Annotated in this window: 21 protein-coding genes; 9 read left to right on the top strand and 12 right to left on the bottom strand. The window is 61.4% G+C overall.

Annotated elements, in window-relative coordinates; translation table 11 throughout:
• Positions 1–553: 553 nt before the first annotated feature.
• From QVF59_RS01840 to QVF59_RS01815, 6 genes are read left to right on the top strand one after another with little or no spacing between them, the layout of a single operon-like run.
• Positions 554–1,483 (top strand): branched-chain amino acid ABC transporter permease, encoded by a 930-nt coding sequence (locus QVF59_RS01840; RefSeq protein WP_159875547.1) that lies wholly within the window; start codon positions 554–556, stop codon positions 1,481–1,483.
• Positions 1,484–1,500: 17 nt separating this feature from the next.
• Positions 1,501–2,583: an ABC transporter permease subunit gene (locus tag QVF59_RS01835; protein WP_159875548.1), complete on the top strand. Its 1,083-nt coding sequence runs from the start codon at positions 1,501–1,503 to the stop codon at positions 2,581–2,583.
• A 3-nt stretch (positions 2,584–2,586) separates the two neighbouring features.
• The gene (locus QVF59_RS01830; RefSeq protein ID WP_159875549.1) at positions 2,587–3,357 is read left to right on the top strand and encodes an ABC transporter ATP-binding protein; all 771 of its coding nucleotides are present in this window, start codon (positions 2,587–2,589) and stop codon (positions 3,355–3,357) included.
• The gene (locus QVF59_RS01825) at positions 3,354–4,064 is read left to right on the top strand and encodes an ABC transporter ATP-binding protein (protein WP_159875550.1); all 711 of its coding nucleotides are present in this window, start codon (positions 3,354–3,356) and stop codon (positions 4,062–4,064) included. The genes QVF59_RS01830 and QVF59_RS01825 overlap by 4 nt, the downstream gene beginning before the upstream one ends.
• Positions 4,065–4,079: 15 nt before the next feature.
• Entirely contained in the window at positions 4,080–4,871 is a 792-nt protein-coding gene (locus tag QVF59_RS01820; protein ID WP_287877026.1) for a YdcF family protein, read from the top strand.
• A gap of 33 nt (positions 4,872–4,904) precedes the next feature.
• A complete protein-coding gene (locus QVF59_RS01815; protein ID WP_287877025.1) occupies positions 4,905–5,657 on the top strand; it encodes a competence/damage-inducible protein A in 753 nt (250 codons plus the stop codon).
• A 31-nt stretch (positions 5,658–5,688) separates the two neighbouring features.
• Here QVF59_RS01815 and QVF59_RS01810 read toward each other — a convergent pair whose 3' ends face one another.
• The 8 genes from QVF59_RS01810 to QVF59_RS01775 form a co-directional block, all read right to left on the bottom strand.
• Complete coding sequence (locus QVF59_RS01810; protein ID WP_287877024.1) at positions 5,689–6,021, bottom strand: DUF2834 domain-containing protein; 333 nt, start codon at positions 6,019–6,021, stop codon at positions 5,689–5,691.
• A 47-nt stretch (positions 6,022–6,068) separates the two neighbouring features.
• The gene (locus QVF59_RS01805) at positions 6,069–7,160 is read right to left on the bottom strand and encodes a polyamine ABC transporter substrate-binding protein (protein WP_287877023.1); all 1,092 of its coding nucleotides are present in this window, start codon (positions 7,158–7,160) and stop codon (positions 6,069–6,071) included.
• A gap of 169 nt (positions 7,161–7,329) precedes the next feature.
• Entirely contained in the window at positions 7,330–8,220 is an 891-nt protein-coding gene (gene mmsB / locus QVF59_RS01800; protein ID WP_287877021.1) for a 3-hydroxyisobutyrate dehydrogenase, read from the bottom strand.
• 24 nt (positions 8,221–8,244) lie between these two features.
• Positions 8,245–9,366: an enoyl-CoA hydratase/isomerase family protein gene (locus QVF59_RS01795; RefSeq protein WP_287877020.1), complete on the bottom strand. Its 1,122-nt coding sequence runs from the start codon at positions 9,364–9,366 to the stop codon at positions 8,245–8,247.
• Between the two features lie 11 nt (positions 9,367–9,377).
• The gene (locus QVF59_RS01790) at positions 9,378–10,160 is read right to left on the bottom strand and encodes an enoyl-CoA hydratase (protein ID WP_287877019.1); all 783 of its coding nucleotides are present in this window, start codon (positions 10,158–10,160) and stop codon (positions 9,378–9,380) included.
• 372 nt (positions 10,161–10,532) lie between these two features.
• Positions 10,533–11,693: an acyl-CoA dehydrogenase family protein gene (locus tag QVF59_RS01785; RefSeq protein ID WP_287877018.1), complete on the bottom strand. Its 1,161-nt coding sequence runs from the start codon at positions 11,691–11,693 to the stop codon at positions 10,533–10,535.
• Positions 11,694–11,793: 100 nt separating this feature from the next.
• Positions 11,794–13,296: a CoA-acylating methylmalonate-semialdehyde dehydrogenase gene (locus tag QVF59_RS01780; protein WP_287877017.1), complete on the bottom strand. Its 1,503-nt coding sequence runs from the start codon at positions 13,294–13,296 to the stop codon at positions 11,794–11,796.
• Positions 13,297–13,341: 45 nt separating this feature from the next.
• On the bottom strand, positions 13,342–14,193 hold the full coding sequence (locus tag QVF59_RS01775; protein ID WP_159875561.1) for a 3-hydroxybutyryl-CoA dehydrogenase: 852 nt from the start codon (positions 14,191–14,193) through the stop codon (positions 13,342–13,344).
• A gap of 144 nt (positions 14,194–14,337) precedes the next feature.
• On the opposite strand from QVF59_RS01775, the gene QVF59_RS01770 reads away from it, so the two are divergent.
• Both QVF59_RS01770 and QVF59_RS01765 read left to right on the top strand, forming a co-directional pair.
• Positions 14,338–14,730: a MerR family transcriptional regulator gene (locus QVF59_RS01770; protein ID WP_159875562.1), complete on the top strand. Its 393-nt coding sequence runs from the start codon at positions 14,338–14,340 to the stop codon at positions 14,728–14,730.
• A gap of 35 nt (positions 14,731–14,765) precedes the next feature.
• Positions 14,766–15,953 carry an acetyl-CoA C-acyltransferase gene (locus QVF59_RS01765; RefSeq protein WP_287877015.1) on the top strand — a complete coding sequence of 396 codons (1,188 nt, stop codon included), beginning with the start codon at positions 14,766–14,768 and terminating at the stop codon, positions 15,951–15,953.
• A gap of 63 nt (positions 15,954–16,016) precedes the next feature.
• On the opposite strand, the gene QVF59_RS01760 is transcribed toward QVF59_RS01765, so the two are convergent.
• The gene (locus QVF59_RS01760; RefSeq protein WP_287877013.1) at positions 16,017–17,129 is read right to left on the bottom strand and encodes an AI-2E family transporter; all 1,113 of its coding nucleotides are present in this window, start codon (positions 17,127–17,129) and stop codon (positions 16,017–16,019) included.
• Between the two features lie 120 nt (positions 17,130–17,249).
• Positions 17,250–19,028, bottom strand: a complete 1,779-nt coding sequence (gene dsbD / locus QVF59_RS01755) for a protein-disulfide reductase DsbD (RefSeq protein WP_287877011.1) — start codon at positions 19,026–19,028, stop codon at positions 17,250–17,252.
• A gap of 162 nt (positions 19,029–19,190) precedes the next feature.
• Between dsbD and QVF59_RS01750 the strand changes: the two genes are divergently transcribed.
• A complete protein-coding gene (locus QVF59_RS01750; RefSeq protein WP_287877009.1) occupies positions 19,191–19,988 on the top strand; it encodes an alpha/beta fold hydrolase in 798 nt (265 codons plus the stop codon).
• Here QVF59_RS01750 and QVF59_RS01745 read toward each other — a convergent pair.
• Together QVF59_RS01745 and dxs are read right to left on the bottom strand one after the other, a co-directional pair.
• Positions 19,982–21,274, bottom strand: coding sequence for an MgtC/SapB family protein (locus QVF59_RS01745; protein WP_287877007.1), 1,293 nt, complete (start codon positions 21,272–21,274; stop codon positions 19,982–19,984). The two genes, QVF59_RS01750 and QVF59_RS01745, sit on opposite strands and share 7 nt — an antisense overlap.
• Before the next feature lie 18 nt (positions 21,275–21,292).
• On the bottom strand, positions 21,293–23,146 hold the full coding sequence (dxs, locus tag QVF59_RS01740; protein ID WP_287877005.1) for a 1-deoxy-D-xylulose-5-phosphate synthase: 1,854 nt from the start codon (positions 23,144–23,146) through the stop codon (positions 21,293–21,295).
• Positions 23,147–23,150: the final 4 nt, after the last annotated feature.

Below are 23,150 nucleotides of genomic sequence, written 5' to 3'. Positions count from 1 at the left end.
ACTGGCCCGACTTTTGCTCTAGAGCCCTCTATCAGCAGTTTTTTGCTGTTTTCGCCAAGCTTTGCGTGACGAGCCATGAAATTTTTCTGGCAAGGCATGTCTTGCTGTAATGAATTGAATTGTATCCCGAAGATTGTATACATTCGAATGAGTGCGAAAATTCTATGTTCGCATTGGAATGTGAATGAACATTTCTTTTCGGAAGCGAATAATTTCAAGGAGAAACATGTCAAAAATGTGAAAATACAGGCTGGTGATGGTGTGTTACGGCGCAGCAGGGATATCCAATTTTATCTTGTTGCGGCGCAGTAATATTGCCTTAAAAAAATCAATAAAATCAATTACTTATGTGAATTTTAAATGATTTGCTTTTTAGCTGTTTTTCGCCGGTTTTTAAGATTGACAGTCGATTGAATCCACACGCATAATCCGTGCGGCTGTCAGACAGAAGCCAGAAAAATGGTTCGATGCGACAGGCTACAACTACAGGTGGCATAAGAAGAGGGGAAGCCCTACAAGCTGCTGGGTCGTTTAATCAAAGGAGATCTCCCACGTGGACATTTTTTTCCAACAGATCCTCAATGGTCTGGTACTTGGTAGTATCTATGCGCTGATTGCGCTGGGTTACACCATGGTGTACGGGATCATGGGCCTCATCAACTTTGCCCATGGCGAAGTCGTGATGTTTGGTGCCATGGTGACCATTTCGGTGGTATCCGCTCTGACCAATGCAGGTGTCAACCTGCCTGGCTGGGCTATTGTACTGATTGGCATGCTGGTGGCCATTCCGGCCTGCATGCTGCTGGGCTTCGTCATCGAGCGGGTGGCTTACCGTCCGCTGCGTGGCGCTCAGCGTCTGGCACCGCTGATTACCGCGATTGGCTTGTCCATCGTGTTGCAGCAGGTGGCCATCCTGATCTGGGGCCGTAACTACATCCCCTTCCCGCAAGTGCTGAACCATGACACCGTGGAAATCTTCGGAGCCACCATTACCAAGCTGCAGATCATCATCGTGGTGATGTGCCTGGCTATCATGACTGGCCTGTTGGTGATGGTTGAGAAGACCAAGCTGGGTCGCGCCATGCGTGCCACCAGTCAGAACCCGGCCGTGGCCGGCCTGATGGGTGTCAACGTCAACACCATCATCTCCGCTACCTTCGTACTGGGCTCCGCCCTGGGGGCGGTGGCTGGCGTGATGGTTGCCACCAACTACGACCAGGCTCACTACTATATGGGCTTCATGATCGGCCTGAAGGCGTTTACCGCCGCAGTGCTGGGTGGTATCGGCAATCTGGGCGGTGCAGTGGCCGGCGGTATCCTGCTGGGCATCATCGAAAGCCTGGGTGCCGGTTATATCGGTCAACTGACCGGTGGCTTCCTGGGTTCCAACTATCAGGACATCTTCGCCTTCATGGTGCTGATCCTGGTGCTGATTTTCCGTCCGTCCGGCCTGCTGGGCGAAAAAATGGCTGACCGTGCCTGATCTGGGGGAGAAATAACATGAGCAAGGCACTCGATTCCAAAAAACTCGGGCTGTTTATCGCCTGCGGCATTGCCCTGTGCGTACTGCCCTTCGTGGTAGGCGGTGCCCTGGGTAATTCCTGGGTACGTATCGTCGACTTCGCGTTGCTGTACGTGATGCTGGCACTGGGCCTGAACATCGTAGTGGGCTTTGCCGGCCTGCTCGACCTGGGTTTCATTGCCTTCTATGCCGTGGGCGCTTATACCTACGCGCTGCTGGGTTCGCCGCACTTCGGCATCCATTGGCCCTTCTATGTCACCATCCCGCTGGGTGCGCTGTTTGCCGCCTTCTTCGGGGTTCTGCTCGGTACTCCGGTACTGCGCCTGAAAGGTGACTATCTGGCCATCGTGACGCTGGGTTTCGGTGAAATCATCCGTATCTTCATGAACAACCTGAACGCGCCGATCAACATCACCAACGGCCCGCAAGGGGTGAACCTGATCGATCCGATCCGCGTGGCCGGTGTGGACCTGGGTACGCCGCTCAACCTGTTCGGCCTGACGTTGCCGCCGGTCTACCTGTATTACTACCTCTTCCTGGTGCTGACCGTGGTGGTGGTGATCATGGCTTCCCGCCTGCAGCACTCCCGTATCGGTCGTGCCTGGGTAGCACTGCGTGAAGACCAGATTGCCGCGTCGGCCATGGGTATCAACATCCGCAACATCAAGCTGCTGGCCTTTGCACTGGGTGCACTGTCCGGTGGTGTGGCGGGTGGCCTGTTCTCTGCCTTCCAGGGCTTTGTTTCGCCGGAATCCTTCAGCTTGCTGGAATCCATCATGATCCTGGCCATGATCGTTCTGGGCGGCATGGGCAATATCGCCGGTGTGATCCTGGGTGCTGTCGTGCTGACCATTGCGCCGGAAATCCTGCGTGACGTGATTGGCCCGCTGCAGATGAAGACCATGGGTCGCATGCTGATCGACCCGGAAAACGCCCGCATGCTGCTGTTTGGCATTGCCATGGTGGCGATGATGCTGGTCCGTCCGGAGGGCATGCTGCCGTCCAAGCGCCGCAAGGCTGAATTCAAGGACGCCAAAGAAGCGGCTGCGCAGAAAGGTTAAGTCATGGCTGAAGTACTGCTGAAAATCGAAGGCATCAACAAGCGTTTTGGCGGTCTGCACGCACTGAGCGATGTCGGCCTGACCATTAACAAGGGTGAAATCTATGGTCTGATCGGCCCGAACGGTGCCGGCAAGACCACACTGTTCAACGTGCTGACCGGCCTGTACGTGCCGGACGAAGGCTCCTTCACCTTTGACGGCCACAACCTGTTCCAGGCCAAGCCGCACATCGTGGTGAACGCCGGTATCGCCCGTACCTTCCAGAACATCCGCCTGTTCGCGGAAATGACCGCGCTGGAAAACGTGATGGTGGGTCGCCACATCCGTTCCAAGGCCGGTGCACTGGGTGCGGTACTGCGTGACCGCCGTACCCGTGAGGAAGAAAAGGCGATTACTGCCAAAGCATGGGAACTGCTGGAGTACGTAGGCATTGCCGACGTGGCCGACGAACGTGCCCGCAACCTGTCCTACGGCCACCAGCGTCGTCTGGAAATCGCCCGTGCACTGGCCACCGAGCCCAAGCTGCTGGCACTGGACGAACCGGCTGCCGGCATGAACCCGCGCGAAACCGAAGAGCTCAAGGAACTGATGAGCAAGATCGCCAAGAGCGGTGTCACGGTTTTGCTGATTGAACACGACGTCAAACTCATGATGGGCCTGTGCGATCGCATCGCGGTGCTGGATTACGGCAAGAAAATTGCCGAAGGCATCCCGGAAGACGTACGCAAGAACCCGAAAGTGATTGAGGCTTACCTGGGAGCGGCACACGCATGAGCCTTCTGGAAGTTAAAAACCTGCAAGTGGCTTACGGCGGCATTCAGGCTGTACGTGGCGTGGATTTCCACATCAACCAGGGCGAGTTGGTTACCCTGATCGGTGCCAACGGTGCCGGCAAGACCACCACCCTGAAAACCCTGATCGGCATGGTGAAGCCGTCTGGCGGCAGCATTAGCTATGATGGCAAGCTTAACGGCACCATTGCCTCGCACGACTACGTGCGTCATGGCCTGGTGATGGTTCCGGAAGGCCGTGGCATCTTCGGCAAGCTGACGGTGGAAGAAAACCTGCAGATGGGCGCTTACTACCGTAACGACCCGGCAGCCATCCAGAGCGAAATCGAGCGCGTGTACGAACTGTTCCCGCGCCTGAAAGAGCGTTTCAAGCAGCTGGCCGGCACCCTGTCCGGTGGCGAACAGCAAATGGTGGCCATGGGCCGCGCCATGCTGTCCAAGCCCAAGCTGCTGCTGCTGGATGAACCGTCCATGGGTCTGGCACCGATCATCGTGGAAAAGATCTTCGAGATCATCCAGATGATTGCCAAGGAAGGCGTGACCATGCTGCTGGTGGAGCAGAACGCCAAACTGGCCCTGGAAGTGTCCCAGCGCGGTTACGTGATGGAAAGCGGCCGTATCACCATGAGTGGTCCGGCGCGCGAATTGCTCGACGACGAACGCGTACGTAACGCCTACCTCGGCGAGTAAGCAAAAGAGTCTTCAATGACAGCAACGATTAGCCCCGAAGTACTGGTCCACCAGCTCTTCGGGGCCTTTTTATTGCCCCCGCTGCTTTTCATTCTCCCCATCGTTCTGGGCCTGTTGCTGCGCCGCCGTGCGCCAGCCATGGGAACAAGCCTGGCATGTCTTGGCCTGCTGCTGGCCTATCTGCTGTCCATCCCGCGTACTGCCATGTGGCTGAATACCGGACTGGAGCGCTACCCGGTGGCAAGCATGGCCCAGCTGCAACAGCAACAGGCCATCGTGGTGCTGGGGGGCGGCAAGAAACCGGCACCGGAATACGAGCGCAATGAACCCAGTGCCGATACCCAGACCCGGCTGCGCTACGCCGCCTTTCTGGTACGGCGTACCCATCTGCCCTTGCTGGTGACTGGCGGTTCGCCCTATGGTGGCGAGCCGGAAGGCGAGGTGATGGCACGTACCCTGCAACAGGATTACGGCCTGCCGGTGCGATGGGTGGAGATGCAGTCCATCACCACGCTGGAGAATGCCCGCTACAGTGCCCTCATGCTGAAAAAGGCGGGCATCAGCCGCATTGTGCTGGTCAGCCAGGGCTGGCATCTGCGCCGCGCGCTGCCGTTTTTCCAGGCCCAGGGCCTGAATGTGCTGCCTGCGCCCACTGGTTTTGTCCGTTATGATGGCGCAGGTCTGGCCTGGTATCTGCCCACCGGGCGGGCCATGCAGGAATGCCATTCCGCCTTGCGCGAATGGCTGGGCATTTTCTTTTACTCGGTACAAGGCTGGTTGCACGGCAGGGCCACGCAGCCGGACTAAAGCCGGGTTAACTCCGAGCAAGAGGTGTGAAGCGTGAAAGTTGCAGCCATCATCATCGGCGATGAATTATTGTCCGGCAAACGGCAGGACAAGCATTTGCAATCCCTGATCCGCATTCTGGCGGCGCGCGGCCTGAGCCTGGCCGCTGCGGAATACGTGGGCGACGACCCGGCACGCATCACCGTCGCCTTGCAACGTGCTTTTGCCAGCGGCGAACTGGTGTTCAGTTTTGGCGGCATCGGTGCTACCCCGGACGACCATACCCGCAGCTGTGCCGGACAGGCGCTGGGCTTGCCGCTGGAGGTTCACCCCGAAGCCGGAGCCCTGATAGAAGCGCGTTTCGGTGCCGATGCCTATCCGCACCGTATCAATATGGCGATGTTCCCGCCGGGCAGCCGTATCATCCCCAATCCGGTGAATCAGATTGCCGGTTTCTCGCATGGCGATGTGCATTTTGTGCCGGGCTTCCCGGCCATGGCCTGGCCGATGATCGAATGGGTGCTGGATAGCCAGTACCTCCATCTGTTCAATGACAGCCCGGATGTGGAGCAGGGCGTGATTGCGCTGGACGCGCGCGAGGGTGACCTGATCACCCTGATGCAGGATTTCAGCCAGCGCTATCCTGCCCTCAAGCTGTCCAGCCTGCCCAGCTTTGGCAGCGACACCATCCCGCAGATGCATATCGACTTCGGTTTTACCGGCCAGCGCCAGCTGGTGGAAATCGCTATCGCCGAATGGCGCAAGGCACTGACGGCGGCGGGGTATACCCTGTGCGATAGGGATTAAGGTGTGTTGTGCGCTATTTTGTACCCAGTCCTCAGTGCGACGACGTCGCAGCATTGGCGTTGGAGTGTTGTTCACGCAGCAGCAGAAACAAGGGCAGCGCCAGTGAAACACCCACACACAGCAGGGCAAGCAGGGGTAACCACCACCGACGCATGCCGATACGCCGACTCTCCATCATGATGAACACGGCCATGGTGACGGCAGACAGCAGCACGTCTGCCCAGGCAAAAGCAGCCACTGGCGTGGCCAGCGCAGTCTGCAGCAGCAACACCGGCTGCAGTCCATGCTGAGCCAGCCAGGGGGCAAGCTGGGTGAATGGCAGGACACTGCCTAGCAGACACAAAACAAGATAAATAGCCTGCATGGTATCCCCTGGTTTGTTCATTTGGTTGACATGCTTCCCTTTGCAGGTCAGCGCCCGGTCTTCAGCTGTGTCCACAGCCGGTTTTGCAGCCGCATGATGTCAGCCGGTACCGGTTCCAGCAGGAACAGTTTGTTGATGAGGGCCGGTGGCGGGTAGATGGCCGGGTCATTGGCAATCTCCGGTTTCACGAACTTGCGCGCCACCGCATTGGCGGTGGGGTAGAACACGGTATTGGTGATGCCGGCGTTCACCTGCGGGGTTTGCATGTAGTTGATCCACTGCAGGGCGGAATCGACATTCTTGGCTCCCTTGGGAATCACCATCACGTCAAACCACAGTGGTGCACCGGTCCTGGGGATGTAATAGGCCAGCTGGTAGGGGCGTTTGGCTTCGGCGGCGCGGGTTTTGGCGATCACCACGTCACCGGAGTAGCCCAGCACCATGCAGATATCGCCATTGGCCAGTTCGTTGATATAACCGGACGAGCTGAAGCGCTTGATATAGGGGCGGATTTTTTGCAGGGTCTGGAAGGCCGCCTGATAGTCGGCCGGGTTGCGGCTGTTAGGTTGTTTGCCCAGATAGTGCAGGGTGGTGGCAAATACCGCCTTGGCATCGTCCAGCACCGAGATGCCGCAGCCTTTCAGTTTTGCCGCTTTTTGCGGGTTGAACAGGTTGTCCCAGTCGTCCAGCGGCGTGTCCTTGCCCAGTAGCGGCTGCACCTTGGTCAGGTTGTAACCCAGGCCATCGGTGCCATAGGCCCAGGGCACGCCATACAGATTGCCCGGGTCGGCTCCGGCTATCTTGGCCATCAGTGCCGGGTCCAGATTACCCAGATTGGGCAGCTTGCTCTTGTCCAGCTTCTGGAAGGCCCCGGCCTGAATCTGCTTGGCCATGAAGTCCGAGGTGGGGGTGACGATGTCGTAGCCGGAGCTGCCGGTCAGCAGCTTGGATTGCAGGGTTTCATTGCTGTCGTAATTGTCGTAGCGCACCTTGATGCCGGTCTGCTTTTCAAAGCCGGGAATGGTGTCCTTGGCAATGTAGTCGGACCAGTTATAGACATTCAGCACCCCGGCGGCGCTGGATGCCTGGCTGGCGGCAGCCAGCAGCAGGGCGGAGGCAAGCAGTTTTCTGGTTTTCATGGCTGGTTTCCTGAGCGGTTGAAATACGTCGTCATGAAGGCCGTTGGACTCGCTGCCCATCGCCAGGTTTCCGCCGTCTTGCTGCAACAGGCCGAATGGCCCTGATGCGCAGAGCGCAAGCATGAAAAAGCCCGGCGCAAGGGCCGGGCTGATGTCTGCATAGGGTGTGTCAATCCTGATGATAGAAGTGCTGCAGGATGCTGGAAAAATCCAGCTGACCCTTGCCCTCAGCCGCATGGCTTTCATACAGATTACGCGCCAGCGACCCCAGCGGGGTGGCCGCGTGGCTGTCCAGCGCAGTGGCCTCGGCCAGACCCAGGTCTTTCAGCATCAGCGCGGTCATGAAGCCGCCACTGTAGCCACGGCTGGCCGGGGCAGTTTCCATCACGCCCGGCCAGGGGTTGTACAGTTCCAGCGCCCAGTTGCGGCCGGAACTCTTGCTCATGATGTCGGACAGGACTTTCGGATCCAGCCCGTTCTTCACCCCCAGCGCCAGCGCCTCGGCAGTGCCTGCCATCAGGATGCCCAGCAGCATGTTGTTGCAGATCTTGGCGGTCTGGCCCGCGCCATTGCCTCCGGCATGAAAAATGTTCTTGCCCATGGCTTCCAGCAGCGGGCGTGCTTCGGTCAGGTCTGCCTCCGCGCCGCCGACGATAAAGGTAAGCGTACCGGCAGCGGCCCCGGCGGTACCGCCGGAAACCGGTGCGTCCAGCATGCGCAGGCCAGCTGTGCTGGCGGCTTCGGCCACCTTGCGCGCATCACTGGCGGCAATGGTGCTGCAGTCAATCACCAGCGTGCCGGCTGGCAGGCTGGCAAACAGCCCTTGCTCGCCCAGATACAGCGCCTGCACATGCTTGCCGGCCGGCAGCATGGAAATCACCACGCTGGCCCCTTGCACTGCGTCCAGCGCGCTGCTGGCGGCACGGGCACCGGCTGCTTGCAGCTTGGCCAGCGCATCTGCCGACAAATCAAAAGCGGCGACGCTAAAACCCTTGGCCACCAGATTGAGCGCCATTGGCCCGCCCATATTGCCCAGGCCGATGAAGGCGATGTGTGTCATTGCGTCTCTCCTGTTGTGTACTGCTTAGCGCAAGTCCGCCAGCGGGTGCTGTTCTGCCGGCCATGGTGCCACAAAGTGGCTGTCCACCCAGTCTTGCGGGATGTCGGCCAACTGGCGGTAGTGCCATTGCGGTTGCCTGTCCTTGTCCACCAGCAGCGCGCGCACGCCTTCGCGGAAGTCCGGTTTGTGGCAGAAGTTGAGCGACAGGATCAGCTCCATGCGCAGCGCTTCGGCCAGCGACAGGTGGCGGGCGCGCTGGAAGATTTCCCAGGTCACGGCGGCAGACACTGGGCAGCCGTGACGGAAGTTTTTGGCCGCACTGGCCAGCCAGTCATTGTCAAACTGCTGCGTGGTCAGGCTGTCTGCCACGCTGGCCAGATCGCCCAGGGTCATCAGTTGATGGATGGCCAACAGATTGGGGGCGACATTGGATGGCGGCAGGCTGCTGCGCGCGGCGTGCTCCAGCTGGCTGAGCAGGGCGGAAACCTGGGCGCTGCGGGTGGCGCTGTCGGCATCCCAGTATTGCTGCTGCAGCTGCTCCAGCAGCTGCGGCCAGGCATCGGTGGCCAGTACGTGGTCGGCCAGATTGCAGATCAGCGCGTCGTGCGCATTCAGCGGTGCGCCGGTGAGGCCGAGGAACAGCCCTACGCGGGCCGGCATGCGTTGCAGAAACCAGCTGCCGGCCACGTCCGGATACAGGCCGATGGTGATTTCCGGCATGGCAATGCGGGTGGCACTGGTGGCCACGCGGTGGCTGGCCCCGGCCATCAGCCCCAGCCCGCCACCCATCACGATGCCGTGGCCCCAGACGATGAGCGGCTTGGCATAGCAGTGGATGTGGTAGTCCAGTGTGTATTCTTCGCGGAAGAAGGCCAGCGCCTGCGGCTGCGGGTGGCTGTCGTCGCTCAGCAGCGCTTCGCGCAGGGCGCGCACATCGCCACCGGCGCAGAAGGCTTTTTCCCCGGCACCGCGCAGTAGCACGGCGGCGATGTCGGGGTCGGCTTCCCAGGCGGCAAGCTTGGCTTGCAGCAGGCGGATCATCTCCAGCGTCAGCGCATTGAGCGACTTTTCGCTATTGAGGGTGGCAATGCCGATGCGTTTGCCATCGGCACAGCGGCGTTCTTCAAACAAGACAACATCGGGCATGACGGCTCCTGTCAGCGGTTGTGCCATTGTGGCGTACGTTTGGCGAGGAAGGCCTGCACGCCTTCCTGCTGGTCGGCAGTGTCGAACAGCTTGATGAACTGCTCGCGCTCGTGAATCAGGTTATAGCCGGGCGGCTCGATGCGTGCGCGCTGTACCAGCTGCTTGCACACCTTGACCGAGGAGGGCGACTGGCGCGCCACTTTTTCCGCCAGCTTGAGTGCGGCTTCCAGCGCCTGGCCCTGACCGACCACTTCTTCCACCAGACCGATGCGCTCGGCGGTATCGGCATCCACCCGCTCGCCACACAGAATCATGCGCTTGGCCCAGCCTTCGCCCACCAGCCACGGCAATTGCTGGGTGCCGCCAGCGCAGGGCAGCAGGCCGACCGCAGCTTCCGGCAGCGCCATTTGCGCCTGTACTTCGGCAATGCGGATGTCGCAGGCCAGCGCGCATTCCAGCCCGCCGCCCATGGCATAGCCGTTGATGGCGGCAATGCTGACACCACGGAAGGCGGCCAGCGCCTCGAAGGCTTCACCAAACAGCATGGTCATTTCGGTGGCCACCAGCTTGTTGCCGTCGGCAAACAGATTGAGGTCGGCCCCGGCGGAGAAGAACTTGCTGCCGCCGCCGGTAATCACCAGCGCGTAGATGTTGTCGTCCGCGTTCAGGTCTGCCACCAGTCGCTTGAGCGCGTTCAGGCTGGCGCGGTTCCAGGTGTTGGCTGGCGGGTTGTCGATGGTGGCCTGGGCGGTGTGGCCGCGTATTTCCACTTGCAGATGAGCGTAATGTGTCATGGCGTTCCCGATCATTGGTAAGTCGTGCCTACAGTCTGTATACGATCTTTGTTGTCTTGAATCCGCGTCGCGGATGCCGGTTTGGTTTGCCGGGGCTGCCCGGCGGCAGGGAGGGGATATTTGCGTGGCCAAATATCCCCTCCACCCCTAAAGGCCACCCCGGCAAGCCTGGCCTGCGGCTGCCCGCCGGATCCTGTCAGTCCCGAGGCGCGGCTGAACTCGCCCTGCACTAGCGGTGCAGGGCTCAAACATGCAGCCGCTTAATACCTCGGGCCTGCCATCCGGCGGCAGGCTTGATGGGGCCGTGGCTGCGTCGTCAACATCAATCCTGTATTGCAACATGCACCACACAAACAGGGTGCATGGAGGTTCTCAACGGAGGTTTTCCAGCGCGCCGTCCTTCAGCAACTGCCGGGCGACGATCATGCGCATCACCTCGTTGGTGCCTTCCAGAATCTGGTGTACGCGGGCGTCGCGTACATGGCGTTCCAGCGGGAAGTCCTTCAGATAGCCATAGCCGCCAAACAGCTGCAAGGCATTATTGGCGACATTGAATGACAGATCGGTGGCAAAGCGCTTGGCCATGGCGCAGTAGGCGCTGGCGTCCGGGCTGCCACTGTCCAGCTTGAAGGCGGCCAGGCGTACCATCTGGCGCGCGGCCACCAGCTCGGTCAGCATGTCGGCCAGGCGGAACTGCACGGTCTGGAAGTCGGCCAGCGGCTGGCCAAACTGTTGCCGCTCCTGCACATAGCGCTGGGCGGCGTTCAGCGCGGACTGGGCGGTGCCAACGGCGCAGGTGGCGATATTGATGCGGCCGCCATCCAGCCCCTTCATCGCATAGGCAAAGCCCATGCCTTCCTCGCCCAGCAGGTTGCCTGCCGGAATTTCCACATTGTCGAAGGTGATGGCGCGGGTGGGCTGGCTGTTCCAGCCCATTTTCTTTTCCTTCTTGCCGTACTGCACACCGGGCGCATTGGCGGGCACCACAAAGGCCGACACGCCCTTGGGGCCGGGGCCGCCGGTACGGGCCATCACCACCAGCACATCGGTGCTGCCTGCGCCGGAGATGAACATCTTGCTGCCGTTAAGCACATAGCCATCGCCCTGTTTGTCGGCACGAGTCTTGAGCGAGGCGGCATCGGAGCCGGCACCCGGCTCGGTCAGACAGTAGCTGCCCAGCAATTCGCCGCTGACCATGCGCGGCACCCATTCCCCGGCCAGCGTGGTGCTGCCGAAGCTGGCAATCATCCAGCTCACCATATTGTGGATGGTGAGATAGGCGGCGGTGGAGGTGCAGCCGGCGGCCAGTTCTTCAAACACGATGGCCGAATCCAGCCGCGACAGGCCCAGCCCGCCGTGGCTTTCCGGGGTGTACAGGCCGAGAAAGCCCATGTCGCCGGCTTCGCGGATGGTGGCGAGCGGAAAGGTTTCTTCCAGGTCCCATTCGGCGGCAAACGGGGCCAGGCGGCTGCTGGCAAAGTCGCGCGCGCTGTCCTGGAAGGCCAGTTGCTGTTCGTTGAGTGCAAAGTCCATGTCGGTTTCTCCTCTTGCAGCAGCAGGGCCGGTGGGGGATGGCGGCCTGCTGCTGTCTTGTTTTATCTGACGTGAATCGGTCTGCCTTGATCAGTGCAACTCAGCGCAGCGCAATGGTGGTGTGCACCTTGCCACTGCTGGCCTCGTCGTCGAACCAGCGGCTGGTGACGGTTTTGGTCTGGGTGTAGAACAGGATCACCTGCTTGCCGTAGGGGCCGAGGTCACCCAGCTTGGAACCGCGCGAGCCGGTAAAGCTGAACAGCGGCACCGGCACCGGAATCGGCACATTGATGCCCACCTGACCGACATCGATGTCCTCCTGGAAGCGCCGTGCGGCAGCGCCGCTCTGGGTGAAGATGGCGGTGCCGTTGCCATTGGGGTTGGCATTGATGATGGCAATGGCCTCATCCAGCGTGTCCACGCCCAGCAGGCACAGCACCGGGCCGAAGATTTCCTGCCGGTAAATCGCCATGTCGGTGGTCACGCCAGAGAAAATGGTGGGGCCGACAAAGTTACCGTCCGGGTAGCCATCCACTTGTACTTCCCGGCCATCCAGCTCCAGCACCGCGCCTTCGGCCACGCCTTGCTTGATCAGGCTGGTCACCCGTTCGCGGGCAGCGCAGGAAATCAGTGGGCCCAGGTCCGGGTTGTCCTTGCCTGCGCCCACGCGCAGGGACTTGGCTTTGGCCACCAGATCGGGAATCCAGCTGCGTGCTTCGCCCACCAGCACTGCCACGCTCAAGGCCATGCAACGCTGGCCTGCTGCGCCGAATGCCGCGCCGGTCAGCTGGTTCAGCGCCTGTTCCTTGTTGGCATCCGGCAGCACGATGGCGTGGTTCTTGGCTCCCATCATGCATTGCACGCGTTTGCCGGCCAGGCTGGCGCGGTTGTACACATGAGTGCCTACGCGGCTGGAACCGACAAAGGAGATGGCCTTGATGTCCGGGTGGTCGCAAATGGCATTCACCACCGCCTCGCCACCATGCACCACATTCAGTACGCCCGCCGGGATGCCGGCCTGCAAGGCCAGCTCCACCAGCCGCATGGTTACCATCGGGTCCTGTTCGGACGGTTTCAGCACAAAGGTATTGCCGGTGGCAATGGCCATCGGGAACATCCACAGCGGAATCATGGCCGGGAAGTTGAAGGGAGTGATGCCGGCACACACGCCCAGCGGCTGTTGCACGGTATAGGTGTCCACGCCACCGGCCACGTTTTCGGCGTATTCACCCAGTTGCAGATTGCCAATGCTGGCGGCGTGTTCCACCACTTCCAGCCCGCGGAAGATATCGCCCTCGGCATCGGCCAGGGTTTTGCCCTGTTCCGCCGTCAGCAGGGCGGCCAGTTCTTTCATGTGCTCGCGGATCAGTTGCTGGTACTTGAGGAAAATCCGTGCGCGGCTGCCGATGGGGGTTTTCTTCCAACTGGCGAAGGCCGTTTTGGCGCTGGCAACCGCGGCCTCGACTTCCCCGGCGGTGGCAATGGGGACCCGTGCCAGTACTTCTTGCGTGGCCGGGTTGATGATGTCGCGCCACTCTTGGCTCTGCGATTCGACGAATTCACCGTTGATCAGCAGCTTGACGCTGGGAACAGCCTGTTTCATCTGCAACTCTCCTGTGCTTGGCGGCTTGTGTGCCGTCTTGGTATGTCAGTCGTAGTGATAAAAACCCTTGCCGCTCTTGCGCCCCAGATGCCCGGCCGCCACCAGTTGTGCCAGCAGCGGGCAGGCGCGGTATTTGCTGTCACGGAATTCGGTATACAGGATGTCCATGATGGACAGGCAGGTGTCCAGGCCAATCAGGTCGGCCAGTGCCAGCGGGCCGATGGGGTGGTTCATGCCCAGCTTCATCACCGTGTCGATGTCCTCAGCGGTGGCCAGGTTTTCGAACAGGGCAAAGGCCGCTTCGTTGATCATCGGCATCAGGATGCGGTTGGAGACAAAGCCCGGGCCGTCCTTCACCGTCACCGGGGTCTTGCCCAGTGCCACCGCCAGTTCGAATACCTTCTGGTAAGTGTGGTCGGCGGTCTGGATGGCGCGGATGATTTCCACCAGCTGCATCAGCGGAACCGGGTTCATGAAGTGCATGCCCACCACGCGCTCGGGCTGTGGCACCCAGGCGGCAATACGGGTGAGCGAAATGGACGAGGTATTGGACGCCAGAATGGCATCCGCCCGCACCACGCTGCCCAGTTCGCGGAAGATGGCTTCCTTGATGGCCGGGTTTTCGGTGGCGGCTTCCACCACCAGGTCGCGGTCAGCCAACTCGGCCAGCAGGGTGGTGGGGTGGATACGCGCCAGAATGCCGGCGATGTCGGCTTCGGCAATGCTGCCTTTCTTCGCCATGCGCGCCAGGCTGTTGCCAATGGCGGCCAGTCCTTTGTGCAAAGCCGCCTCGCTGACATCGGCCAGCCGGACTTCAAAGCCATGCATGGCAAACACCTGGGCAATGCCGTTGCCCATGGTGCCTGCACCAATCACGCCGATTTTTTGTGTTGTCATGTGCTGTTCTCCTGCGTTGTTTTTATCACAATAACTTGACGTTTACGTCAACGTCAATCAACAATCCGGCATCGGGGATCAAAACACGGCCAGCTGCTGCCAGCAGGCAAAGGGCAGGGCCAAAACAACAACAGGGGAACAGGCATGCAAGGTGTGACCTACAGCATCAGCCAGCTGGCGCAGGAATTTGATGTCACCACGCGCACCATCCGCTTTTACGAAGACCAGGGGCTGCTGGAGCCGCAACGCGATGGCCAGCGCCGCATCTATACCCGGCGCGACCGGGTGCGGCTGATGCTGATTTTGCGTGGCAAACGCATCGGCCTGTCCTTGCTGGAAATCCGCGAGCTGTTCGATTTGTACGATGCCGCCAGCAACGACGAACCGCAGCTGCGCGAATTCATCCGCATCCTCAGCCGCAAGGAACAGCAATTGCAGGAACAGCTGGACGACATCCGCGTGGTGATGGGGGAAATCAGCCAGATCCGCAGCCAATGCGAAAAGGCACTGGGCAAGCAGGCATCATCAACACCGTAGCCGGGCAAGCAAGCCATTCAGGAAGGAACAGACAGATGCAACAGCAAGAATCGATTGTCATTGTGGGCATGGCCCGTACCGCCATGGGTGGTTTTCAGGGCATGTTTGCCAGCCAGACTGCCAGCCAGCTGGGTGCAGCTGCCATCCGCGCCGCCGTAGAGCGGTCTGGTGTGGCTGCCGAGGATGTCGACGAGGTGATCATGGGCTGCGTGCTGCCCGCCGGGCAGGGCCAGGCCCCGGCCCGCCAGGCCGCGCTGGGTGCCGGGCTGCCGCTGGCGGCCGGTTGTACCACCATCAACAAGATGTGTGGCTCCGGCATGAAAGCCTCCATGCTGGCGCACGACCTGCTATTGGCCGGCTCGGCCAGCGTGATGGTGGCCGGTGGCATGGAGAGCATGAGCAATTCACCCTATCTGATTCCCAAGGCGCGTGGCGGCCTGCGCCTGGGGCATGGTGAAATCAAGGACCACATGTTCCTCGATGGGCTGGAAGATGCCTACGACAAGGGCAAGCTGATGGGCGTGTTTGCCGAAAACTGTGCCGGTGATTACGGTTTCAGCCGCGAAGCACAGGATGCCTTTGCCATCGCCTCGCTCACTCGCGCCCAGCAAGCCATTAGCGAGGGCCGCTTTCGCGAGGAAATCACCCCGGTGCTGGTGGAAGGCAGGAATGGTGCACAAGCCATGGAAATTGACGAGCAGCCGCTCAAGGCAAAGCTGGACAAGATTGCCAGCCTGAAACCGGCTTTTCGCAAGGACGGTACGGTGACGGCGGCCAATTCCAGCTCCATTTCCGATGGTGCTGCCGCGCTGGTGTTGATGACGGCCAGCGAAGCCGCCCGCCGTGGGCTCAAGCCGCTGGCCCGCTTGGTGGCGCATGCCACCCACGCGCAGGAGCCGGGCCTGTTCACCACCGCGCCGGTGGGTGCCATGCGCAAGCTGTTGGCCAGGACTGGCTGGACGGTGGGCGATGTCGACCTGTTTGAAATCAACGAAGCCTTTGCCGTGGTCACCATGGCGGCGATGCAGGACCTGGGCCTGCCGCATGACAAGGTGAATGTGCATGGCGGGGCCTGCGCACTGGGCCACCCGATTGGCGCATCCGGTGCACGGGTGATGGTGACCTTGCTGTCCGCGCTGCGTCAGCATGGCGGCAAACGTGGCGTAGCCAGCCTGTGTATTGGTGGCGGCGAAGCCACCGCGGTGGCGTTGGAACTGCTGTAAGCACTTAAGCAGGCAAAACAAAAGCGCCCTTGGGGGCGCTTTTGTCATTAGCGGGATACTGGCTTAGCGGGGTTGTTCAGCCGGCCCGCACGGCTGCTCGGTATCTTCCGGCAGTTCCGGGTAGTCTTCCGGCCGCAGCCAGTGACGGAACAGGGTAAAGCCCACCGCCAGCAGGGTAGGGCCGATAAACAGGCCCAGCAGGCCCCAGGCCAGCAAGCCGCCAATCACCCCCATGAAAATGATGGACAAGGGCATTTGCGCGCCCTGGCTGATCAGCAGCGGCTTGAGCACATTGTCGATGGTGTTGACCAGCAAAAAACCCCACAGCAGCAGGAAAATACCCATGCCGGTGGCGCCTGAGTAAAACACCCAGGCCGCGGCAGGCAGCCAGATGATCAGCGTGGGCAGCTGGGCCACCGCCACGATGAAGCACAGGAAACCCAGCACCAGTGCGCCAGGCACTCCGGCAATCAACAGGCCGATCACGCACAGCACGGTTTGCGCCAGCGCGGTACCCACTACCCCGGTGGTGACGCTGCGGATGGTACGGGCAATCACCTCGGGCAATTCGTCTGCCGTGGCACCGCCCAGCTTGCTGATGGCCAGCTCGGCCGAACCCCACAGCTTGTCGCCATTGATCAGCAACAGGCCGGCAATCACGATGGCCAGCACGATTTCCAGCATGCTCAGGCTGGCAGAAGCTCCGCTCTCCAGTGCCCACAGTGCAGCCTTGTTGATGGCCGGGCGGATTTTGTCGATAAAGCCGGGCAGATCCACCTGCACGCTTACCCAGAATTTGTGCAGCGACTCACCCGCCAGCGGCAGGGTATTTACCCAGGCAGGGGCATCCGGCAGGTGGATGCTGGTGAGATCGCGCGACATCGACGCCAGTTGCGGAATGGTGTCGGCCAGGGTCAGCGCCATCAGGCCGATGGGAATGGCCAGCGTTAGCGACAGCGTACCCACAATGATCACCGCAGCCAGCTTGGCGCGGCCATTCAGCCGTAAGCGCAGCCGGGTAAACAGCGGCCAGGCGGAAATGGCGATGATGGCCGCCCAGGTCAGCGCACCGAGAAAGGGCTGGATCACCTTGAGGCAGGACAGGATGAGTAAGCCCATGACGGCGATGCGCAATACGGCCATCACGCTGATGCTGGGAAAGGGTTTTGGCGTCATGAAAAGGTCCGGGTGGCGGTGATGGCGGCGCAGCATGCCGCCAGAGCCGAATTGTAGCGGGATTTGTCAGCCGCCGGTATGCAGGATGGAAAAGCCGCCACCCTTGGGCGGCGGCCTGGCTTACAGCCGGGCGGCGAAGGCATCAGCTGGAGTAAAGCCGATGATGCGGTCGCGCTCCTTGCCATTGGCGTCAAACAGGATGATGCCCGGCGGGCCGTACAGGCCAAAGCGTTTGAGCAGCGCCTGATGTGCCGGCAGATTGGCGGTGACATCGGCGCGCAGCAGCACATAGCCTTGCAGCTTGCTGGCTACGGCGGCTGCCGGGAAGGTGTCGCTTTCCATTTCCTTGCAAGAGACACACCAGTCGGCATAGAAATCCAGCAGCAGCGGCTTGCCGGCAGCCCGGGCCTCAGCCAGCTTGCTGTCCAGCTCGGCGCTGCTACCTATCGGGGCAAACATCGGTTGCTGGCTGGCACTGGCCTGGGCCTTGTTACCGGCCAGCCATTTCAGCGGGTAGCGCGGGTCGGTTTCCCCGGCCAGTGCGCCGGCTAGCTGGGCCGCGCCCACCAGAAACAGCATCAGGCCCAGGCCCTTGCCCAGCTTGTGGCTGATGTGGGCATTGCCTGGCAGGGTTTCAAAGGCCTTGAGGAAGACTGCAGCCCCCACACACAGCGCCGCCCACAGCAGCAGTACCAGTGCAGCCGGCAGGAAGGGTGTGGCCATCCAGATGGCCAGACCCAGCATCAGCACCCCGAAGGTACTTTTCACTGCCTTCATCCAGCCACCGGCACGTGGCAGCACATGGCCGCCAAAGGTGCCGATCAGGATCAGCGGCAGGCCCAGTCCCAGTGCCATCGCATACAGGGCGGCACCACCCAGCACTGCGTCGCCGGTGCTACCGATATAACCCAGCGCCAGCGCCAGCGGCGGGGCCACGCAGGGGCCGATGATCAGTGCCGACAGCACGCCCATGGCAAACACCGTGGCCAGCTTGCCACCGGACAGGCGGTTGGAGGCATCGGCCAGCCGGGACTGCAGGGCAGACGGCAGCTGGATGGTGTAGAGATCGAACATGGACAGCGCAAATACCACCATCAGTACGCTGGCACTCAGGATGACGGCTGGTTGCTGCAGCCAGACGGTAAGCAGCGAACCGGTGAGCCCGGCAATGATGCCGATGACGGTATAGCTGAGCGCCAGTCCCTGCACATAAGTGAGTGACAACCAGAAGCCGCGCCGGCGGGTGATGTGCTGGCCTTCACCGGCAATCAGTGAGGAAACAATGGGTAGCAGCGGATACATGCAGGCGGTAAAGGCCATGCCGATGCCAGCCAAGAAAAAGCTGCCCAGCGCGGCCAGCCAGCCCTTGGCCGCCAGATTGCCGCCACTACCCGCCGGCTTTCCCGCAGCAGCATCCGCCAGCCAGCTGTTGCTGCCATTGCTGGCACTGCCGTAGGCATTGATGTCCAGATGATGGGTATAGGGCGGGTAGCACACCCCGGCAGTAGAGCAGCCCTGCAGCTTTACATGCAGCTTGAACTGCGCGGGTGCACCGGCATGCAAGGGCAGCTTGATCAGCTGCTGGCCGTGGTAAATCACCTGCTTGCCAAAGAAAGCGTCCTGCTTGATCTGGCCTGCCGGCAGCACCGGACTGCCCAGCAAACCGGCCGGCTCGGTGGTGAAGGATAGCCGGTCACGGTAGACGTAATAACTGTCGGCCACTTTCAGCTGCACCAGCAGGTGGTCCGGCTGGCGTTCCACGCTGACGGCAAAAGCCTTGTCCGGGGGGAGCAGGTCTTCCTGATTCACTGCCAGGGTGGTTGTGCTGACACCAAGCAGGCTGAGCAGCGCCAGCAGGCGCCACAAGGGGGATAACAGGCGTAACAGGGAGTGCGGCATGATGGTGCGTTATCTGGATGATGCAAGGGTTGACCAGCAAGGTGCCAGCCGGTTCCGTGCTTTGGGCCGCGGGTGGGTGCAACCCGGTCACTGCGTCTGGCAAAACGCCATTTTACGGTAGTATCGAGCCATAACAAACAATAAAGGGCGCAACATCACATCATGCAGGACATCATTCATTTTTCCCATGCCAACAGCTTCCCCGCCCCGGTGTACGGCAAGCTGCTGCGTGCACTGGGCCAGCACTACCAACTGGGCTGGCTGGATTGTATCGGCCACGACCCGCGCTATCCGGTGACGGACTGCTGGCCGCATCTGGTGGACGAAACCATTGCCGTGCTCAGCAGCTACCGCCAGCCAGTGATTGGCGTGGGTCATTCACTGGGCGGCTATCTGCTGTTTTATGCGGCCATCCGCGCACCGGAACTGTTCAAGGCATTGGTGATCCTGGATTCGCCGCTGATGGGGCCACGCCGAGCCGGTTTCATCTGGCTGGCCAAGAAACTGGGGCTGATAGCCCGCATCACCCCCGGTGGCAATACCCTGGGACGGCGTGACAGCTGGGCCAGCGTGGAAATGATGCACGACTACTTTGCCCGCAAGCCGGCGTTTGCCCGTTTCGATCCGGACTGCCTGGCCGACTACGCCTTGCACGGCAGCGAGGACGATGGCCAGGGTGGGCGGCGGCTGCGCTTTCGGCCGCAGATCGAGCACCAGATCTACTGCGGCCTGCCGCATGATTTTCCACGTTATCGGGGGCAGTTGACGGTGCCGACGGCTTTTGTGGCCGCCAGCCGGCACGATGTGGTGCGCCCGTCCGACCTGCGCTACATGCAGCGGCACTTTGGCATGCAGCTGCATGAAGTGGCGGGCAGCCATCTGTTTCCACTGGAAGCGCCACAGCAGACGGCGCAGACCATTCTGCAATTGCTGCCCGGCCTGCAGGCCGCGGCTCAGTAACTGCTGGCCAGCACCAGCAAACCGGCCAGCATGCCGCCGCTGGCCGCCAGCAGGGTGGGCAGGCAGCGGCGCGCCAGCGCACTGCCGCCCAGGCTGGCGATCAGGCTGAACTTGAATACATTGTTGGCAGTAATGGCCAGCGCCAGCGTGGTGGCCACCTGCTGGCCGTCCAGCCGGTTTTCACCAAACAGGTTGAAAGCCGTCAGCGAGATGGCATCCACATCGTTAAGGCCGGAAATCAGCGCCACCACATACACACCCTTGCTGCCGAATTCGGCATTCAGCCAGGCGGCGCAAAACATCACCAGCGCAAACATGGCACCAAAGCCTAGTGCCAGCTTCATTTCGGAAGGGTTGCTCAGTTGCAGCTCCGGCTGTGGCTGGCCGTTATTGTGCTGGCGCAGCTGCCACAGTGCCGCGCTCAACCCGCACAGCAGGCCGGGCAGCAACACCCAGGCAGCCGCCGGTAGCACACTGGTTTGTACCACTGCGGCCAGCACCAGCAGCCGCACAAACAGCACCAGATTGGCCAGCAGGATGACGGCCGTACCCAGATTGAGCGACAGCGGATTGGCGCGTGCTTCGCGGGCGTAGATCAGGCTGGTGGCGGTGGACGACACCAGTCCGCCCAGAATGCCCAGCAAGGGGCCGCCCACGCGCTGGCCCAGCAGCTTTACCGCCAGATAGCCGGACAGGCTGATGCCCACGATCAGCGTCACCATCAGCCACACCTGGTGCGGGTTCACCGCCTGATAGGGGCCGAAGGTGCGGTTGGGCAGCAAGGGCAGGACGATGAAGGACAAGGCGGCAAACTGCAGCAGCGACAGCAGGTCGCGCCGGTCCAGTTTGTGGGTGAGGCCGGACAGCTCGGGCTTGAGGTAGAGCAGGGCGGTGGCAACAATGCCCACTGCTACGGCAACGCCGCCATATCCGTGCCATACCAGCGCGCCCAAGCAGTAGATGACCAGCAAGGAGGCCACGGTGGTGGTGCGCGGCTCGGTCTTGTCGCTGTCGGCGCAGCGTTCCGGCAGAAAGCCGAAGGAGGCCACGGCCAGCAGGCCGACGGTTTGCAGCAGCACGCCATGCGTGGGGGCATCCAGCATGGCGGCCAGGGTGCCGAAGATGGCGGTGAGCGGAAAGGTGCGGATGCCCGCCAGGGTGTGGTGCTTGCGTTCGCGCTCCACCCCCATCAACAGGCCGATGGCCAGACTGGTGACAAACAGCGGCAGCGCCTCGAAAGGGCTGCCTTTGAGGTTCAGCCATGTTGCCAGATCAAAACTGCCCATGACGTCGCCTCGTATTGTTTATTGTTGGGGCAACCAGTTGCGGATGCTCTCTTCAATGCCCGCTGCATTCAGGCCGCAATCAGCCAGCAATACCGTGGGGTCGCCATGTTCAACATAGTCGTCCGGCAGGCCCAGCAGCAAGGCAGGCTTGACGATGCCCATGGCCTGCATGGCCTCCAGACAGCCGGAGCCGGCACCGCCCATCACCACGTTTTCTTCCACGGTGACGATGTAGTCATGCGTTTCCGCCAGCTGGCGGATCAGGCCGGTATCCAGCGGTTTGACAAAGCGCATGTCGGCTACCGAGGCATCCAGCGCTTCTGCGGCTGCCAGTGCCGGAGCCACCATGCTGCCAAAAGCCAGAATGGCCACCTTGCCCTGGCCGCTGCGGCGCAGCACACCCTTGCCCACCGGCAGGGCGGTCATTTCCTGCTGGATGTCCACGCCGGGGCCCACGCCACGCGGGTAGCGCACGGCGGTGGGGCTGTCCATGCAGAAGGCGGTGTACAGCAGTTGGCGGCATTCGTTTTCGTCAGACGGAGCCAGCACCGTCATGTTGGGAATGCAGCGCAGGAAGGAAATGTCGAAGGCACCGGCATGTGTGGGGCCGTCGGCACCCACCAGACCGGCGCGGTCGATGGCAAACAGCACCGGCAGGTTCTGCAGCGCAACATCGTGGATCAGCTGGTCGTAACCGCGCTGCAGGAAGGTCGAGTAAATCGCCACCACCGGTTTGGCACCATCACAGGCGAGACCGGCGGCAAAGGTAACCGCGTGCTGCTCGGCAATGGCCACGTCGAAGTAGCGATCCGGGTGCTCCTTCTCGAAACGCACCAGGCCGGAGCCTTCGCGCATGGCCGGGGTGATGCCCACCAGACGCTTGTCCAGCTTGGCCATATCGCAAATCCAGTCGCCAAACACCTGGGTGTACTGCGGCTTGCCACCACTCTTGCCGCCGGCCAGGCCATTGGCCGGGTCGAACTTGGTGACGCCGTGGTATTTCACCGGGTCGTTTTCCGCCAGTTTGTAGCCGTGGCCCTTCTTGGTGACGATATGCAGGAACTGCGGCCCTTTCAGGCTGCGGATGTTCTTCAGCGTATCCACCAGCACGTCCAGATCGTGTCCGTCGATCGGGCCGATATAGTTGAAGCCGAATTCCTCGAACAGCGTACCGGGGGTGAAGAAGCCCTTGACGTGCTCTTCCACCTTGCTGGCAATTTCCTTCAAGGGCGGGGCCATGCCCAGCACCTTGCTGGAGCCCTCGCGCATGGCGGCGTAAAAGCGGCCTGACATCAGCTTGGCCAGATAATTGTTCAGCGCGCCCACATTGGGCGAAATCGACATATCGTTGTCGTTGAGGATGACCAGCAGGTTGGTATCCATCGCACCGGCGTTGTTCAGCGCTTCGAAAGCCTGACCGGCGGTCATCGCGCCATCGCCGATGATGGCCACGCATTTGCGGTCCAGCCCTTGCAGTTTGGCGGCGGCCGCCATGCCCAGCGCCGCACCGATGGAGGTGGACGAATGGCCGACGCCAAAGGTGTCGTAAGGGGATTCCTCGCGCTTGGGAAAGCCCGCCAGCCCGCCTTTCTGCCGCATGCTGCCCATGCGCTCGCGGCGGCCGGTGAGAATCTTGTGCGGATAAGTCTGGTGGCCCACATCCCATACCAGACGGTCGTCCGGGGTGTTGAACACATAGTGCAGGGCGATGGTCAGCTCGATGCTGCCCAGGTTGGACGCAAAATGGCCACCGGTCTTGCTGACCGTATCGACCAGGAATTCGCGCAGTTCCGTCGCCAGTTGCGGCAGTTGCTGGCGGCCCAGCGCACGCAGGTCGGAGGGCTGATGAATGGTGTCGAGCAGCGGAGTCATTGTT

This window comes from Aquitalea sp. (genome assembly GCF_030150775.1).
Classification (GTDB): Bacteria; Pseudomonadota; Gammaproteobacteria; order Burkholderiales; family Chromobacteriaceae; genus Aquitalea; species Aquitalea denitrificans.
This window is presented reverse-complemented; position numbering and strand designations above follow the sequence as displayed.